12 protein-coding genes are annotated in these 15,349 nt (G+C 45.1%); 3 read left to right on the top strand and 9 right to left on the bottom strand.

The window, feature by feature from the left end:
- Positions 1 to 80 precede the first annotated feature (80 nt).
- The 4 genes from MED217_RS01345 to MED217_RS01330 form a co-directional block, all read right to left on the bottom strand.
- Positions 81 to 1,478: an alpha/beta hydrolase family protein gene (locus MED217_RS01345; protein ID WP_009778671.1), complete on the bottom strand. Its 1,398-nt coding sequence runs from the start codon at positions 1,476 to 1,478 to the stop codon at positions 81 to 83.
- Positions 1,475 to 2,161 (bottom strand): hypothetical protein, encoded by a 687-nt coding sequence (locus tag MED217_RS01340; protein WP_009778670.1) that lies wholly within the window; start codon positions 2,159 to 2,161, stop codon positions 1,475 to 1,477. The genes MED217_RS01345 and MED217_RS01340 overlap by 4 nt, the downstream gene beginning before the upstream one ends.
- Before the next feature lie 191 nt (positions 2,162 to 2,352).
- The gene (locus MED217_RS01335; protein ID WP_009778669.1) at positions 2,353 to 3,555 is read right to left on the bottom strand and encodes a dipeptidase; all 1,203 of its coding nucleotides are present in this window, start codon (positions 3,553 to 3,555) and stop codon (positions 2,353 to 2,355) included.
- Between the two features lie 200 nt (positions 3,556 to 3,755).
- Positions 3,756 to 4,130, bottom strand: a complete 375-nt coding sequence (locus tag MED217_RS01330) for a hypothetical protein (RefSeq protein WP_009778668.1) — start codon at positions 4,128 to 4,130, stop codon at positions 3,756 to 3,758.
- A gap of 111 nt (positions 4,131 to 4,241) precedes the next feature.
- Here MED217_RS01330 and MED217_RS01325 point away from each other — a divergent pair, with 111 nt between their 5' ends.
- Complete coding sequence (locus MED217_RS01325; RefSeq protein ID WP_009778667.1) at positions 4,242 to 5,036, top strand: HipA family kinase; 795 nt, start codon at positions 4,242 to 4,244, stop codon at positions 5,034 to 5,036.
- The gene (locus tag MED217_RS01320) at positions 5,014 to 5,397 is read left to right on the top strand and encodes a DUF3037 domain-containing protein (protein ID WP_009778666.1); all 384 of its coding nucleotides are present in this window, start codon (positions 5,014 to 5,016) and stop codon (positions 5,395 to 5,397) included. The genes MED217_RS01325 and MED217_RS01320 overlap by 23 nt, the downstream gene beginning before the upstream one ends.
- Before the next feature lie 852 nt (positions 5,398 to 6,249).
- On the opposite strand, the gene MED217_RS01315 is transcribed toward MED217_RS01320, so the two are convergent.
- From MED217_RS01315 to MED217_RS01295, 4 genes are all read right to left on the bottom strand, one after another.
- Positions 6,250 to 7,956 (bottom strand): GH39 family glycosyl hydrolase, encoded by a 1,707-nt coding sequence (locus tag MED217_RS01315; RefSeq protein WP_009778665.1) that lies wholly within the window; start codon positions 7,954 to 7,956, stop codon positions 6,250 to 6,252.
- Positions 7,957 to 8,727: 771 nt separating this feature from the next.
- A complete protein-coding gene (locus MED217_RS01305; RefSeq protein ID WP_009778663.1) occupies positions 8,728 to 9,921 on the bottom strand; it encodes an esterase in 1,194 nt (397 codons plus the stop codon).
- Between the two features lie 680 nt (positions 9,922 to 10,601).
- Positions 10,602 to 11,426 carry a 4,5-DOPA-extradiol-dioxygenase gene (gene ygiD / locus MED217_RS01300; RefSeq protein WP_040533114.1) on the bottom strand — a complete coding sequence of 275 codons (825 nt, stop codon included), beginning with the start codon at positions 11,424 to 11,426 and terminating at the stop codon, positions 10,602 to 10,604.
- Between the two features lie 167 nt (positions 11,427 to 11,593).
- A complete protein-coding gene (locus MED217_RS01295; RefSeq protein ID WP_009778661.1) occupies positions 11,594 to 12,427 on the bottom strand; it encodes a helix-turn-helix domain-containing protein in 834 nt (277 codons plus the stop codon).
- An 86-nt stretch (positions 12,428 to 12,513) separates the two neighbouring features.
- Here MED217_RS01295 and MED217_RS01290 point away from each other — a divergent pair, with 86 nt between their 5' ends.
- Entirely contained in the window at positions 12,514 to 12,930 is a 417-nt protein-coding gene (locus MED217_RS01290; protein ID WP_009778660.1) for a cupin domain-containing protein, read from the top strand.
- 171 nt (positions 12,931 to 13,101) lie between these two features.
- Here the strand turns inward: MED217_RS01290 and MED217_RS01285 are convergent, their stop codons facing one another.
- Entirely contained in the window at positions 13,102 to 15,315 is a 2,214-nt protein-coding gene (locus tag MED217_RS01285; protein ID WP_040532492.1) for a TonB-dependent receptor, read from the bottom strand.
- Positions 15,316 to 15,349 lie beyond the last annotated feature (34 nt).

The raw sequence follows: 15,349 nt of genomic DNA, 5'->3' as shown, positions 1-15,349 counted from the left end.
CCCATTGTTAAAGTAATATCCTCCTATATAAGGCTTGTAAAGCCTCGGGTAACACAAAGTATACTCTTAAATATAAAAAGCTAATCAACTTGCTTCAGGATCCAGTTGGTGATTGTTTCCAGTACGATAGGTGCCATGGTTTGTTCGATTTCCCCATATTCTGAAGGCGCACCGGTTGCACTTTCCTGAAACAAGTGGTTGAGTCCGTCAAATTCTTTTATAGTGACTTGTGTATTTCCGCCGGCTTTGAGTGCCGCTTCAATAGCGGGTAGGTTCTGCGCTGCCGAAACTTGCAGGTCGTTGCTTCCGTTGAGTGCTAGGACAGGACAGGTGACACTTTCTAAAACAAAGGCAGGGTTGTGTTTGATAAAATACATCATCCAGGGATTGGCGAGTTGGTTGGCTTGTTGTTTTACATAGGTCTCCCGATTCATTTCCTGCGGAAAGTCTACGCGTTCTTCTTCATCAATAAACACGTTGATTTGATCTTCTAATGCTTTTGCCAGAGCCTCCTTATTTTCAAATTGGCTTACCAAATGAAAGAGCGCCTTATTACGGCTTTGGGCGGTTTTGATCGCTTCTTCTGAAGCTCCACTGGCACGTGCGATCAAGGCTTCCTGCTCTAAAAGCAGTTGATCTCCCCGCACTCCGGGACCCGCCAACAATACCATAAACGCAACATCCTCAGTCTGGGTCGCCACCAGCGGGGCTATGAGTCCGCCCTCACTGTGACCGATCAATCCCAGTTGTTGTTCATTGATTTCCGGACGAGTTTTTAAATACGCCATTGCAGCCGACACATCGGTGGCAAAGTCTGCAGAATCGGCCAAACTGAAAAAGCCTGCAGAGTCGCCCACACCACGATCATCATACCGCAATACGGCAATGCCCTTTCGGGTTAAGTAGTCGGCAATAAGCAGAAAAGGCTTGTGCCCCATCAAGGTCTCATTTCGATCTTGCGGACCACTACCGCTGATGAGCACCACGGCCGGAAAAGGACCCTCGCCTTGTGGAAGGCTTAAAGTTCCTGCCAGCTTGATCATTGCGGTATCGTTTTGAAACTCCACCTCTTCGGTAGCATACGGAAACGGCGGTTGCGGTTCCTGCGGACGCTTAAGCGGTTCTTCTTCCTGAAGTTCGGGATACAGGTCCAGCGGAAAGCTGTTGCCCAACTGGGTAAAGTTGCCGTTAAAAAGCTCACCGTTAAAGAATCCGGTATAGGAAGCGCCCAGACTTTTAAGACCTACGTACAAGGTATCAGACTCAAAACGTGCTGTACTTGCATGAATGCCATACGCTTTTTGACTGGGGCTGTCCATTTTTACGGTAGTCGCGGTATCGGTGGTTTTGATATGAAATACCAAAGGCAGTTTAAACCCCTGCACGTTTAAGGTACCAAACCAGTCGCCATTGATGTCTTGGGCAGACAAAGAGGTCAGACAAAATACGAGTAAAAGGAGGAGGAGTGGTTTTTTCATAATTTTTCTTTTTCAAATTTGACGAATTCCATCAGAATACGCAGACCGTTAATCGTTGTAAAATCTAAAGTCTTAAAACCTAATTTAGGATCATACTCCAAACGGAGTTGCGTCTTTCCGACACCTGTAGCTGCTTCGGCAACAACTTCATTTTTGGCTTTATCATACTGATATTTTGAATTAATCGTAAGCAAGCCTTCCCAAGTCTTCCAACGTTCATCACCCCAAATACTCCCAACTTCTAGTGTAGTATCCCATAAGGATTCTTGAAACCGAATCTCCGGAAAGGGATTTAATTCAAGCATTTTGAAGATTTGCGTTCGAGGTGGATGAAGCCATACTCGTGAAGCATTTTGAATTAAGCCTGTGATCTCTTTACTCAATCTATTAAAATTTGAATCGTAATAATTCCAATGAATCATCTGTTGTTTAGTAAAAAGGGTTTGGCCTGTGATCTCTAATCCTATATAAGCTACTTGCTCCAGTACTGGAAACTGCCCACCATTTAATAAATCCCCTAACTCCTTAACCTGAGTCATCTCATTGGAAAACGTATAATTCGCTTGTATTTCATTCTTATAAATCTTTACCGAATAAATATATTCACCTTTGGCGTATGCTTTTTCTAAAGCTTGTGCTTGGGCTACAGAATAGCTAAAGAATATAAGGAGTATCCATTTCATGATGATAAATAGTTGTAGCCGAAGCTTCTCAAGTCACTAAGTTATCATTATTAATAATTAAAAATCACAAATTATTGATAATAAGGCCAGTCGTGCACTCCACACCTAAACTATTGAGACCTTGAAACAGGTTCAAGGTGACGCTTCCATAAAAAATATAAGCTGTGTTGACTGAAGCTCCCCTTTCCCAATTAAGGTTGTGCTTCATTGGCTTTTAAAACCCGCAGGAGGTTGCCGCCTAATAGTTTATGAATGTCTGCTTTGCTATAGCCTTTGTCTACCAAGGCTTTGGTGATCAAGGGATACGCCGTTACATCATCCAGCTGTTGGGGTGGAAAGGAGATCCCGTCAAAGTCTGAACCGATGCCTACATAATCAATCCCTACCAGATCAACAATATAGTTGATATGCTGCATCAAGACCTCAAACGGGGCGCGCAGCTTTTCGGCCTCTTCGGGAAAGCGCTCGTATAAGGAAGCTTTAGCAGCGTATGCCGAAGTACCTGAAGCGATCAAGCTGTCATAGACTTTTTGATGCCGCGTCATAAAGGCCTCGTGCTTTTTATTAAAACTGCTGTCTATAAATGCCGAATAAAAGTTCACCTGCACCACCCCCTTGTTCTTTGCGATCGCCTTGAGTTGTTCGTCGTTTAAATTACGGGGATGGGTATGCAGTGCCATCACCGAACTGTGCGAAGCGATCACCGGTTTGGTGGTCTCGTACATCACATCCCAAAAGGTATTGACGCCCACGTGGGAAATATCGATAAGCATTCCCAGGCTGTTCATCTTATGCACCACGGCAACACCAAATTCGGTGAGACCGTTTTCCCCTTCGCTGTTGCGTTGCCCTTCCAGGTCCCACTCATCGGTGGCGCTGGTCGCCCAATCGGTTGAGTTGTTCCAGGTAAGTGTCATATAGCGTACGCCCCGATCGTATAAGCTGTCTAACTTCTCAAGACTATGCTCGATATGATGCCCACCTTCTACACCGATCAAGGCGGCCAGTTTGTGCTGATCTACGGCTGCTTGTATCGCGGCACTGCTTGTGGCTTTCAGCATCTTATCGGGATTGCGGGCGATCACCGCATCCAGACTGTCGATCTGCCGGTTGGCGTAGGCAAACGGCTCGTCCAACGTACCATCACTCCACACCGAAAAAAACTGTGCATCGAGTCCGCCGGTGCGCATACGGTCTAAGTCGCTGTGGGTTATTCCGCTCAGGTCGCTGTCAAACTTCAGGCTGTCTTCTACGATCTTGGTGAGCATATCGTTATGCGTATCAATAAACACTGCCGTCTCGTGAATGTCTTGATATGCAGCCTGGGTTGAAGCATCTTGCGTGTCTTGTTTACAGGAAGTTACTGCCAATAACAGTAAAAAGAGGTAACGCATAGGGGAAGAATTTGGGACCATTACTAAATGTAAATTAATAATTTTTATGAATTAATAATCAGCATTTCTTGAAAAATGATGAATTAATCACAACAAATCAGGAATTCCCCCTCTGTTTATTCAATTATCCACAATATGTTTCAACAAGTACAATATTACTATTTGAATGGTTTTTTAGCATTGGCTAAAACTGAGGTATCTTATAGAAAACTATAGTTGAATGCGCGTACACGGTCCCGATCTCCCTTCACCACAATAGACCATGCCCAGCCCGGTATCAAGAGCAGGCCAAAGCATCCCGCAACAGCAAGATGGGTACTTTTTAAAAAGGCATAATAACAGACTACGCAGGCAATACTAGTGCCCAGTGCAAAGATCAAACCTGCGACCACCAATAAGATTTTGGAGGTTTTAGCATAAAGTTCGTTTACAAAAAAAGTATTGTTCTTCCCGCACGCCTTACAGATCTTGGAGTGATACTTACCTTCCCGCATCGCTAAGTCCACCCGGGTTTCGGTAGCTGTACGAAACTGCAGTTCATTTTTACACTGTTTACAAGTCGCATATACCTTCATACTCGTGTATTCTACTTCAAAAATAAGCCCTACGGATGCAAGTTCAAGCCTTGGCTTAAAATTGGTTTTGCAGGGAATATAACTGTATTTTTACCCTATTCAAACGAAATTATGCAAACACTCCCTGAATTACGTCACGTCAACGTCACCCGCTACATCACGCCCCTGCGGGAAGGCGGCTCCCTGCCGGCAGTTGCCGATGCAGACGATGGCTTTAAATATGTGGTGAAATTTAGAGGGGCAGGCCACGGACCCAAAGCCCTGATCGCCGAATTGCTAGGCTGTGAGCTGGGCAGGTATCTGGGTTTTAAAGTACCTGAAGTGGTGTTTGCCGATCTGGATGAAGCTTTTGGTCGTACCGAAGGCGATGAGGAAATACAAGATCTGCTGAAGTTCTCTCAAGGCTTGAACATAGGGCTGCATTTCTTATCGGGAGCGATCAACTTTGACCCGGCAGTCACCCAGGTAGACGCACAACTGGCTTCTGAGATCGTTTGGTTTGATGCCTTTATGACCAATATTGACCGTACGTTTCGCAATACCAATATGCTGATGTGGCATCGTGAACTCTGGCTGATCGATCACGGCGCCACCTTGTATTTTCATCACAGTTTTACCAACTGGGAACAAAGTGCCGCTACGCCTTTTGCGATGATCAAAGATCACGTGTTGCTTCCGCAAGCCTCGCAATTGGATGAAGCCAATACTAAATTCAAAGCCTTGCTCACCGACGAGGTTTTACAGCATATGGTGAACCTCATCCCTGATGCCTGGCTCGACTGGGAAGGCTATGAGGAACGTCCGGACGCACTGCGCCAGGTTTATTTTCAGTTTTTAAGCACCCGCTTAACCCACGCCGATCTATTCACTAAAACCGCCAAAGATGCACGACAAACACTTGTATGAATATGCGGTCATTCGCCTGGTCCCTCAGGTAGAACGCGAGGAATTCTTTAATGTAGGTGTGGTGGTGTATTGCAAACGCCCACGCTTTATTGGGATGCGCTTTCAGCTGGATACCAAAAAACTGGAAGCCTTTTGCCCTGAACTCGACGTGGAACAGGTTACTAAGAATCTGGAAGCCTTTAAAGCGATCTGCGCCGGTGCCAAAAACGGCGGACCTATCGCACAACTGGAACCTGCAGAACGTTTCCGCTGGTTAACGGCAACGCGCAGTTCGGTGATTCAAACTTCTAAAACCCACCCTGGGTTTAGTGAAGATCTGGAAGCTACACTGGAGGGTTTGTTTGAGGATTTGGTTCTTTAAAGATTCAAGGTTTAAAATTTATGATTCAAAATTGGGTGTTGGGCGTTATCGCCTAACGGCGATTTTAGTATGAGTTGGAACTAATCATGTTCTGTTCATTTTCTTTGCTTGTACTAATTCGACTACCAGCATTAGATAGCACAACAGGTGCATTCCTCTCCCTGCGGTCGTCGGATGCAGAAAAGAAAAGACACCCTCGCTTAGGATTTTTTTGCCTTATCAGGCAAAAACCACCTTGTCAGCTCCGCGTCGCTACTTACGTTTTTCTAAGAGTAGTTCTTACTTGAAGTAAAGTAATCCATATCAAAGCCAACGCGCCACCTGGCTCATTCGCTAAAAAGGTCTACTAGACCTTTCCTTAACGCTCTGCCCTTGCAGCTATTCTGAACCGAGGGAAAATTGTATTCGTTAAACCCTTCGGGTATGAATAGGCCTAGTCATCTCGACGATAGGAGAGATCACACAAGCTGCTAGCACCCTTCTCCTCCGAATCGTTTCAGCATCTCATCTGTTCTAATCGCTGTCTTTAAAAGCAAGCATCAATATTAGATATAAGCGTTCCCCTCCTCAAAAGAGGAGGGGTGGCTGCAAGATACGCCTTAGTGCTAGCTTGTAGACGGGGTGGTTGCCTGTGATAGAAAAAAAGTAACCACCCCTGCCCAGCTGCGCGGGCTTTCCCCTCCTTAGAAATGAGGGGAGCTTGTATTATATTTAAATTAGTTAATTTCCTAAAACTTCTCGACTGCGCTCGAAGTGACAGTGTATAATGCTTTTGTATTTCCGATTTCTACTTTTCTATTTAATCAGTCTTTGCTCTTTGCACTATGTTCTTTAATCTTAGTCTTCAAACAACTACGGCATAAACTCCACCTTAAACAAAGCTACACCCTGTCTGGGTAGATCCAAGTTTAGGGTGAGTTTCCCATCTTTAACCTGCATATACTGCGGTGAAGTGAAAAGCTCCAACTGACCGGCTTGCTCCAATTGGTCTATTTGCTCCAGAGTTGGGTTCTTGGGTGAACCCATCGCTTTATAGGCTGTATAGGAATTGCTAAACTGTTCATCTACCCGATACTGAGAAACCAAAACTTTATTGGAAGGTATAGCCTCCAGATTTAAGGTTACAGGGGTAGGCTTCACCTCAATGGCATTCCGGTCGTGATAATTAAATACCATAACGGTTACAGCATTCTCGCCACGAGACGCCAGAGCATTCACATCAGGATTATCGCGCACACTAGCATCGCTTATTTTCTTATAGTCGTAGTCAAAATCACCTTCCACCTTAAGGCGGTTAAACTCCATCATCCCAAACATGCGGAATACGTTAAGCACCGGTTTATCGACGCCGTTTGTAGCCATATCCCGAAACCCGGCATACCACTGCTGGTCTTCAAATTCAAATCCCCAGGTCACCGCACCGGCCAGGTTGATATCGTATGCTTTGGCCAGATCGTATTTACGGGCAAAAGAGGCCGCCGTATAACTGCTGTACATCGTCCCGTTGCGATAGGCATTTTCGGGGTAATCCTCTTCAGAACAGGCGGCACAACCTTCAGGATCAGACTCTCCAATGATCACAGGCAAATAGCGTAAATCGGGGTAAGAAGCTACCACCTCAAAACCCTTACGAATGTCGTTGAGCTGCGCGCCCATATTCATTACGACCGTACCCTCATCAAGTTTGGGGCTTCCCTTGGCGTGAAACGTTATAAAATCAAGCGGGGCACCGGTTTCTCCGGTCGCATAGTTTTTGCCGGAAACCACGTGATCTAAAAAGGTACGTAGAAAGGTTTCAGCTTTGTCCCAACCCGGTCCCGTTGTTTCAGGGCCACCAATTTTCGCCGTAGGCAAAGCTCGCTTCACCGCATCAGCCGTATAGTCGTACAGTTTGATGTATTCTTCAGTCGTACCGCGCCAGTAGCCAATGTTCGGTTCGTTCCACAATTCCCAATACCAGCTTTCGACCTCCTCTTTTCCGTAGCGGTCAACCGAATGTTTAACCCATTGATAAACCAGTTCTGCCCACTTATCGTAATCCTTAGGCGGGTATGCCCAGCCGGTATAAATGTCCTCATACTTAGCACCCGGTTTCCAGTGGTGCCGGTAAGGTTCGGGATGGGTAGATAAGGCTTCAGGCATAAAACCAATTTGCGCCAGGGGTTTCATTCCTAAATCGATGTAGGTGTCAAAAATCGTATCGATGATGGTCCAGTCGTAAATGGGATTTCCATTTTCATCTTCGGTATAGGCATTGGTGGAACCCCATTTGAGTGCCGCTTCGCCATCACCGGTAACCAGCAGACTGTGTGCCCTAAAAAATACAGGTACCGGACTCAGTTCAGAGATTTCTCTGATTAACTTTTTCCCGTCTTTCATATAGGTGTAGTTGGGCTCATCATATCCCCACCAAGCCCAGATGGGTTGTAACTGACCGTCTTCGTGCGTTAAATTAACCGTCATTTCAATGGGCTGCACGTTATCGTACTGCGCAAATACGCTGGTGCTTAAAAGCATCAGCACCAAAACCGATAATAAAGAAGCTATAAATCGTTTCATAAGAGTAAATAATATTGAGCTCAATAAGTTACGTTAAAATGTTCAAAGCACATTTATTAAGAAACGTAGTGCCTTCCTATTATTCCTGCGGTTGTGATTATCACGATTTTGACAGCCTATCGTCCTTTTAGAAGCGATTTATTTTTAAAGATTTAAAATTAAGGTTGATTGTTGGGTGTTGGGCGTTATCGCCTAACGGCGATTTTAGTATGAGTTGGAACTAATCATGTTCTGTTCATTTTTTCCATCGATGAAAAAACGAACCAAAAAAATCTAGGCTTATTTTTACATCCTTGAAAACTACGTAAATCCCTTATCCTGCGGATGGCAAACCGCTGCGCTAGGCCATACTCCACTGCCCAACGCTGCGGCATTTCCTTGTTTTACTACAGATGTAAAAAGTATGCCGGTTTGAGCATTTTTATAAAATAGAAGAAGACTGCTTCTGCTTTGGCATTCTTTTTCTTCAGTATAGCAATAAGGCTCCGTTAAGAATTTTTGAAGCCTTGGAGAAAATTTAGGAGCCTTGTTGCGGTTTGCCTGATAAGGCAAAATACCTAAGAAAAAGGGTCTTTTCTTTTGGTTCGTTTTCTTTGGACAAGCAAAGAAAATGAACAGAAACATCTTTTGGAACTATAATCATGGCACTTAACCTTAAGAGAAAATAGGTATTAGGACTTTTGTGCAACGCTTACAAGATGCGATTTCTACTTTTATATTTAAACAATCTTTGCTCTGTGCTCTTTGCTCTTTTCTCTATGTTCTTTAGTCTTATTCTTCAAACAACAACGGCACAAACTCACTTAAATACACCCTCCAGTTTCTCCAGATGTGTCCGCCTTCGGTTTCCATGTACTCGTAGGGCATATCCATTTGATCCAGTTGTTTTCTAAAGGCCGTATTGGCTTCATACAGAAAATCGGTTTTCCCGATACCGATCCAGTAAAGCTGGTAACCATTCTCGTTTTGGGCTTTTAAAGTTTCGTCAAAATTGGCATAGACGCCTTTATCACTCTTATCTTCCCGAGGCATAATCGCTGCAGAGAACAAGCCTACATAATCAAACGTATTGGGGTAAAAGCGGGAGATGTGCATACTGTGATAGCCCCCCATAGAAAGACCGGCGATCGCACGGTGTGCCTTGTCTGACTTTACGCGGTAATTGGCTTCTATAAACGCAACAATGTCCATAAACTGGGCTTCATATTTACCGTTCATGGTTTCCGGTGTCATAAACTGGGGTGTGTAAAAACCGTCGCTTCCGGCACCGGGCGCAGCGTCCTGCCCTACATTTCCGTTAGGCATAACCACAAGCATAGGTTCTGCTTTTCCTTCAGCGATGAGGTTATCGAGAATCTGAGCAGCGCGTCCCAAAGACAACCAAGCTTCCTCGTCTCCACCGGCACCGTGCAGTAAATACAAGACCGGGTATTCAGCAGCTGAGGTTTCATACCCCGGAGGTGTATACACCGACAGCTTTCGGTCAAAACCTAGATCTTTGGCGTCATACCAACGGCTCGCCACGGTACCGTGCGGCACGTCCTGTACGCGGTACAGATCGGCTTGCTCCCCAGGAACGATAAAGATATTGGTTACTGAAGCCACATCCCGTATAAGAAACGGGTTGGCCGGATCGGTAGTTTTAAACCCGTCTACGATAAAGGCATAATTGTAAAGTTCGGGTGCTAATACAGAAGTCGTATAGGTCCAGACCCCTTCTTCGTTTTTGCTAAGTAAGGCTTTTCCGGGACCGTCTACTTTTCCCATTGGGGTATCGACCTTAACCGATGGTAAAAAATCTCCGGTCACCTGAACGGTATCGGCTTGTGGCGCTACCAGACGAAAGGTTACACTTTTATCATCATTCACCTGAGGCGAACTCACTTGCTGTCCGCTAAATAGGGCTTCCTGCGCTTGCACCAAACCTGTAAGGCCCAAGAGTGCAATGACTATATATTTTTTCATAAGGATTTAAAATGGGTTATCTCTCAAATTTAGCTAATCCTAAGCATTCTTTATTGCTTTTTTTTTAAGCAATGTTGAATTGAAGGTAATCCCCATCATCCCCTAGCCCTATTATTCAAGAGCTCGTGAATCTACTATCCTATATTTGATAATATTTACTTCTATTCATATTCATTCTTTTTTGCATTGCCCAAAAAAGAATCAAACCTGCCTGCCGGCAGGCAGGAAAGTCTAGGCTTATTTTTACATCCTTGAAAACTACGTAAATTCCTTATCCTGCGGATGGCAAACCGCTACGCTAGGCCATCCTCCACTGCCCAACGCTGCGGCATTTCCTTGTTTTACTACAGATGTAAAAAGTATGCCGGTTTGAACATTTTAATACATTAGAGGAAGACTGCTTCTGCTTTGGCATTCTTTTTCTTCAGTATAACAATAAGGCTCCGTTAAAAATTTTAGAAGCCTTGGAAAAAATTTAGGAGCCTTGTTGTGGTTTGCCTGATAAGGCAAAATACCTAAGAAAAAGGGTCTTTTCTTTTGTTACTTTTCTTTGGACAAGCAAAGAAAAGTAAAGAACTTAATTAGACGTTAAGTTTACTCAAACAGAGTACCTCAGCCATATACATCGAAGAATTACGAATTGAAAAGACACAATTGAAAGCACGTGCTTTCAATTGTGTTTATGCAATCTTCAACGACGTCATAGACAACGACCCACCAACAGGTTCGTCGTTAAACAACTGTACCTCATCCTGATCGTCTTGTAAGGCCAACGCATAGATCAGCGGCAGGTAATGCTCAGGGGTGGGGATCGAAAGGTCAAAAGCAGTGCCTTGCTTTCTAAAATCGATAAGCGTTTGGTGATCGTGGGTAAGAATTGCGGTGTTCATTTTCTCGCGAGCTTCCAGTGCCCAATCATACGCATAAGGCGCGTTGAGTTTGTCCCAGGCCACGCGGCGCAGGTTGTGGATCATATTCCCGCTACCTACGATAAGCACGCCTTTGTGACGAAGTGCTGCCAGTTCTTTAGCCAGATCATAATGGTATTGCGCTGGCTGTGTATAGTCGATACTCATCTGGATCACGGCTACCATCGCATCAGGGTACATATGTTTGATCACACTCCACGAGCCGTGGTCCAATCCCCATTTATCATCCAGATGTACTTCGGTGCTTGTTACCAACTTTTGCGTTGCAAGTGCCAGTTCCGGACTGCCCGGTGCAGGGTATTGCACGTCAAACAAGGCTTGAGGGAAACCGCCAAAGTCGTGAATGGTTTGCGGGTGCTCCATCGCCGTTACAAAAGTCCCTCGCGTTTCCCAGTGTGCCGAAATACATAAAATAGCCTGTGGGCGGGTGAGTTCCTGCCCCAGTTTTCTGAATTCGGTGACAAATTGATTTTCTTCTATTGCGTTCATCGGACTCCCATGACCTAAAAACAACACCGGCATTTTTTCGGTATTGGGAAGGCTCTGGTTCCATTTTTCTAAATCTTTAAGTTTCATAGCTGCTCCTAGTATCGGCAGCATCGCTGCCATTTTTAAAAAATCCAATCGGTTCATAACCTGATTTTGAGTATACACCGTCTTAAAAGACGCGTATTTTTTACAGAACAAAGTTCAGCAATACATCCTTGTACTTCATTGAGCCTATCAGAAAAACTATTGTAAGATTAAGAAATAAGCTTGGCTTGCATCTCCTTACGGAAGGCTCCCGGTGACTCGCCGGACTTCTTTTTAAAGACATTAGAAAAATAGGCATTGTCACTGTAGCCCAGCTCGTAAGCGATCTCACTCACGGTTTTGTCGGTACTGATCAGCAGGTTTTTGGCTTCGATCAACTTGCGGGTTTCAATGATCTCTGAAACGCTTTGACCTAAAATATCCTGACAGATCAAATTGAGGTTACGGCTCGACATAAACAGCTTTTCAGCATAATACTCCACACCTACCGGGCGGTGGTAATTCTCTTCTAGAACCGCCAGAAAGTTCTTAAACGAAATATGCTTGGTGTTGTGCGCATAATCGGTTTCCGGATGTATTTTCTTGCGTTCGCCTTCCACCATCGTAAACAAGGCACTCAACAACTGACGGATAATTGCATAATCTGGAGTTTCCTGTTGCATTTCGGCAGCCATCAGTTCGCACACAGTAAGCAGTCGGTCAAAACAAGGTCCGACTTCCAGACTGAGATCGGCTTGCTTGTGATACCAGGCATACAGTTGAAAGGTGGTCTCTGCAATAAACTCACTCTTAAAACGAATCACCCAAATGGCACACTGCCCATCGACCGCTTTGGGATACACGCGGTGCACCTTGCCTTTGGTCACAAAACTCACAAAAGGCGCACGCGTGGTTACCGAGTCAAAATCTATAAAATGCTCGAGCGCACCGGCACTGCCTATCATCAACTCTTCGTAGGAATGCGTATGCGGCTCGTTGGGAGTTGCAGCAATACGCGCGGCCTCGTAGGCGTCTACCTGATAAATTTTAAAAAGTTCTTGCATTCCCGGGTTTTTATCAAAGTTACGCAATACCGGCCTACGAAACTCCTTTACAAAATGCGTAACTTAAGCGCTTTAAATTCAGTATTATGAAGCCTTTTCTTTATGTGATCTTGCTGTGTATGGCTTTTCCGCTTTGCGCACAACAAACCCCGACAGACAAAACTTACAGCTTTGAAGATTGTGTGACTACCTATTCTGAAGAGCAGGCGCAGGAAACTAAAGTGGGGCATCAATTCTGGTTTGCCGATAAGGAATTTACCGATGGAAGAACGATCAAGATGAGTGTGGTAGAGCCGGGTAAATCCACGCATGCGCCACATCAACATCCTCAAGACGAGTTCTTCTTTGTATTGGAAGGCACTGCGGAATTCTATCTGGATGGAAAAACAGTAGAAGTAGGCCCATACACCAGCTTGTACTGCCCGTCAAACAGTATGCATGGTATCAGCAATGCAGGGGATACGCAGCTGAAGTATCTCGTAATGCAGAAATACGAGCAATAGATACCTTGGGCGGTGCCAATAAAAAAAACGGTCTAAGCACAGAAGAACTGAACTTAGACCGTTTAGAAAAGCAAACTTACCTCAGGGTAGGCCCAAGAGGCATTAATTGCAATTTCGAGGCATCCCAATAGCTATCGGGATGGAGTATAAAACCCTCTGGCGGTGCCAGTTTTAGAATCTATACGTGATCTTTCCTCTTAAATAAAATGGCGTTCCCGGTGTAAAGTGAATTTCTTCAACCGGTGCCGGTTCGTTAAACAAGCGACTTTCGGTTGCAAACTGCGTTTCATTCCACGAGGTATCCAGCAGGTTTTCTACGATAACGCCTAGCGTCCAGTTCTCGATCGTATAGTTCAGGTTAAAATCGGTTACAAAATAGCCTTCCGCAACGATGGAGTTGTCTTCATTGGCTGCACGATCGCCCAACCAGCGGTAGCCTAAAGATCCCGAAAACCCGGAAAGATTATCTACACTCAAACCACCCGCGGAAGTAAACTTAGGCGCCAACGGAATGTTATCTTCCCCATCTGCTTCTTCAGTGCTTCGGGCGTGGGTATAATTGGCATCTGCAAACACATACAACCAATCGTTTAACTGATAGCGCGCACCGGCTTCTACTCCCATTCGGCGGGTTTTTCCGCTAGGTTCAACAATTCCGGCATCGCCTACATACACAAATTCCTGATCCAGAAACAGCGTCCATAGTGTAGCATTCAATGCCAGTCGCGGCATCGGCTTGATGATCGTTCCCAAGTCTGCACTATAGGCTGCAGGTAGAATTTCTTCTCCACCATTTGCCACCACCACGCGTGTATCGTTAGAATGGAAACCAATACCCGTCTTGAGGAACAGCTGCCAGTTTTGAGACGGTGCAAATACGGTGTTAAACTTAGGACTGAATGCCACTTTGCTTTCGCTCTGATTGTCGTAGGTCTCGGTGAGTTTGTTGTAATAATCAAACTTAAAATAGTCGAGACGCACCGCCGGATTGAAGGTGAACTTCCCGGTTTTAAATTCGGTATTCAAAAACGCAAAAGCGTTGAGTTCGTCTACATCTCCCAGTGCCAACGGCTCAAGAACCGTCTGCCTGTTTAGGGTGTGCGATAACGAAACATCGTCTATGTTGTCGTATCTAAATCCTACACCCGCCTGATAATCTAAACGGGTTTCACCCAATGCGATGTGTTTGCGCTCATAGGTACTCTGCAAGCCTGCGATAAAGCGTTCTTCTTTTTGCTTGATCTGATCGCCGTTGATGGGATCTTCTAAAAAGAAGGTGAAGTTAGAATACAACTCAAAGTCATACTTAGAAAGATAGGCATTGGTCTTCAATACGGCATTGTGCTCCAAGTTTTTCAAGTGCTGAAGCGTAAGATTGCTACGGCTCGTCTGCCCGCCTTCGGTATCGTCAATCGCACCAAATCTGCTGATCAACCCCTGATCTACGGCACGCTGTGGAATTTGTCCTGAAGCGTCCCACTTGCTTTGAAAATGCGAAGCCGTCAAAGTGATCTTGTCTTTGTTTGCATCGGTATAGGTGTATTTCCCTAAAACGTTGATGCGGTTGAAGTCTTGCGGACTCTCAAAAGGACCGTCGGTCAGGTACATTTCTGAAGCCAGATACGCCGAGTGGTTTTGCTCATCGATCAGGCTGAACATTCCTGTAAGACGCGAAGTATTGAACTGCCCCGCTTCAAGCGACAGGCTGCTCGCATCTAAGCTTTCTTTAAGTCTAAGATCAACATAACCTGCGGTATTGAAATTCCCTTTATCTGCATAATACGCGCCTTTTCCAAAGTCGATGTTGTCAATAGTTTCCGGGATCACAAAATGCAAGTCGGCATAACCCTGACCGTGTGCGTGAGAGACCATATTCACCGGCATCCCGTCAACGCTGATCGCCACATCAGTACCGTGGTCTACATCAAAGCCACGCAAAAAGATCTGCTCGGCTTTACCGCCCCCGGCGTGCTGACCTATGAAGAGTCCGGGTACTTTGCGCAAGATCTCTTGTGAAGATTTAACGGGATTCAGCTTGAGGTCTACAGCCACCACACTGCTCAGGCTGTTCACTTCAGAAGTAAGCAACACCTGATCTAGTGAAGTGCTGGCTTCAGCCAGGCTGATGTTTATTCCATTGCGTTTGTTAACCACCAAATGCTGTGTCGCAAAGCCCAGGCGGGAAAAAGCAATAGAATCGCTGACGGCTACCGAAGAAAGCACAAAGCTTCCATTGGCATTGGTGTGGGTGTGTTTTCCGTTATTGAGGTTATAGATGTTTACGTTTTCAAGCGCTTGACCGGCTTGAGTGGTTACGGTTCCTGTTAGGTTTTGTGCAGAAAGAGACGCACAGAACAACAGCAACACGATATATATGTTTTTCATAAAAGTGTTTATAAGAATAGTGATTAGGTACCGT

The sequence above is a fragment of the Leeuwenhoekiella blandensis MED217 genome (genome assembly GCF_000152985.1).
Taxonomy (GTDB): domain Bacteria; phylum Bacteroidota; class Bacteroidia; order Flavobacteriales; family Flavobacteriaceae; genus Leeuwenhoekiella; species Leeuwenhoekiella blandensis.
Note: the sequence above shows the minus strand (reverse complement) of the source record. Positions and strands in the feature narration are given on the sequence as shown.

Excerpts from the sequence above, each read along its gene's own strand:
- MED217_RS01345 (WP_009778671.1), bottom strand. The coding sequence starts at position 1,478 with ATGAAAAAACCACTCCTCCTCCTTTTACTCGTATTTTGTCTGACCTCT.
- MED217_RS01340 (WP_009778670.1), bottom strand. The coding sequence starts at position 2,161 with ATGAAATGGATACTCCTTATATTCTTTAGCTATTCTGTAGCCCAAGCA.
- MED217_RS01335 (WP_009778669.1), bottom strand. The coding sequence starts at position 3,555 with ATGCGTTACCTCTTTTTACTGTTATTGGCAGTAACTTCCTGTAAACAA.
- MED217_RS01330 (WP_009778668.1), bottom strand. The coding sequence starts at position 4,130 with ATGAAGGTATATGCGACTTGTAAACAGTGTAAAAATGAACTGCAGTTT.
- MED217_RS01325 (WP_009778667.1), top strand. The coding sequence starts at position 4,242 with ATGCAAACACTCCCTGAATTACGTCACGTCAACGTCACCCGCTACATC.
- MED217_RS01320 (WP_009778666.1), top strand. The coding sequence starts at position 5,014 with ATGCACGACAAACACTTGTATGAATATGCGGTCATTCGCCTGGTCCCT.
- MED217_RS01315 (WP_009778665.1), bottom strand. The coding sequence starts at position 7,956 with ATGAAACGATTTATAGCTTCTTTATTATCGGTTTTGGTGCTGATGCTT.
- MED217_RS01305 (WP_009778663.1), bottom strand. The coding sequence starts at position 9,921 with ATGAAAAAATATATAGTCATTGCACTCTTGGGCCTTACAGGTTTGGTG.
- ygiD (WP_040533114.1), bottom strand. The coding sequence starts at position 11,426 with ATGAAACTTAAAGATTTAGAAAAATGGAACCAGAGCCTTCCCAATACC.
- MED217_RS01295 (WP_009778661.1), bottom strand. The coding sequence starts at position 12,427 with ATGCAAGAACTTTTTAAAATTTATCAGGTAGACGCCTACGAGGCCGCG.
- MED217_RS01290 (WP_009778660.1), top strand. The coding sequence starts at position 12,514 with ATGAAGCCTTTTCTTTATGTGATCTTGCTGTGTATGGCTTTTCCGCTT.
- MED217_RS01285 (WP_040532492.1), bottom strand. The coding sequence starts at position 15,315 with ATGAAAAACATATATATCGTGTTGCTGTTGTTCTGTGCGTCTCTTTCT.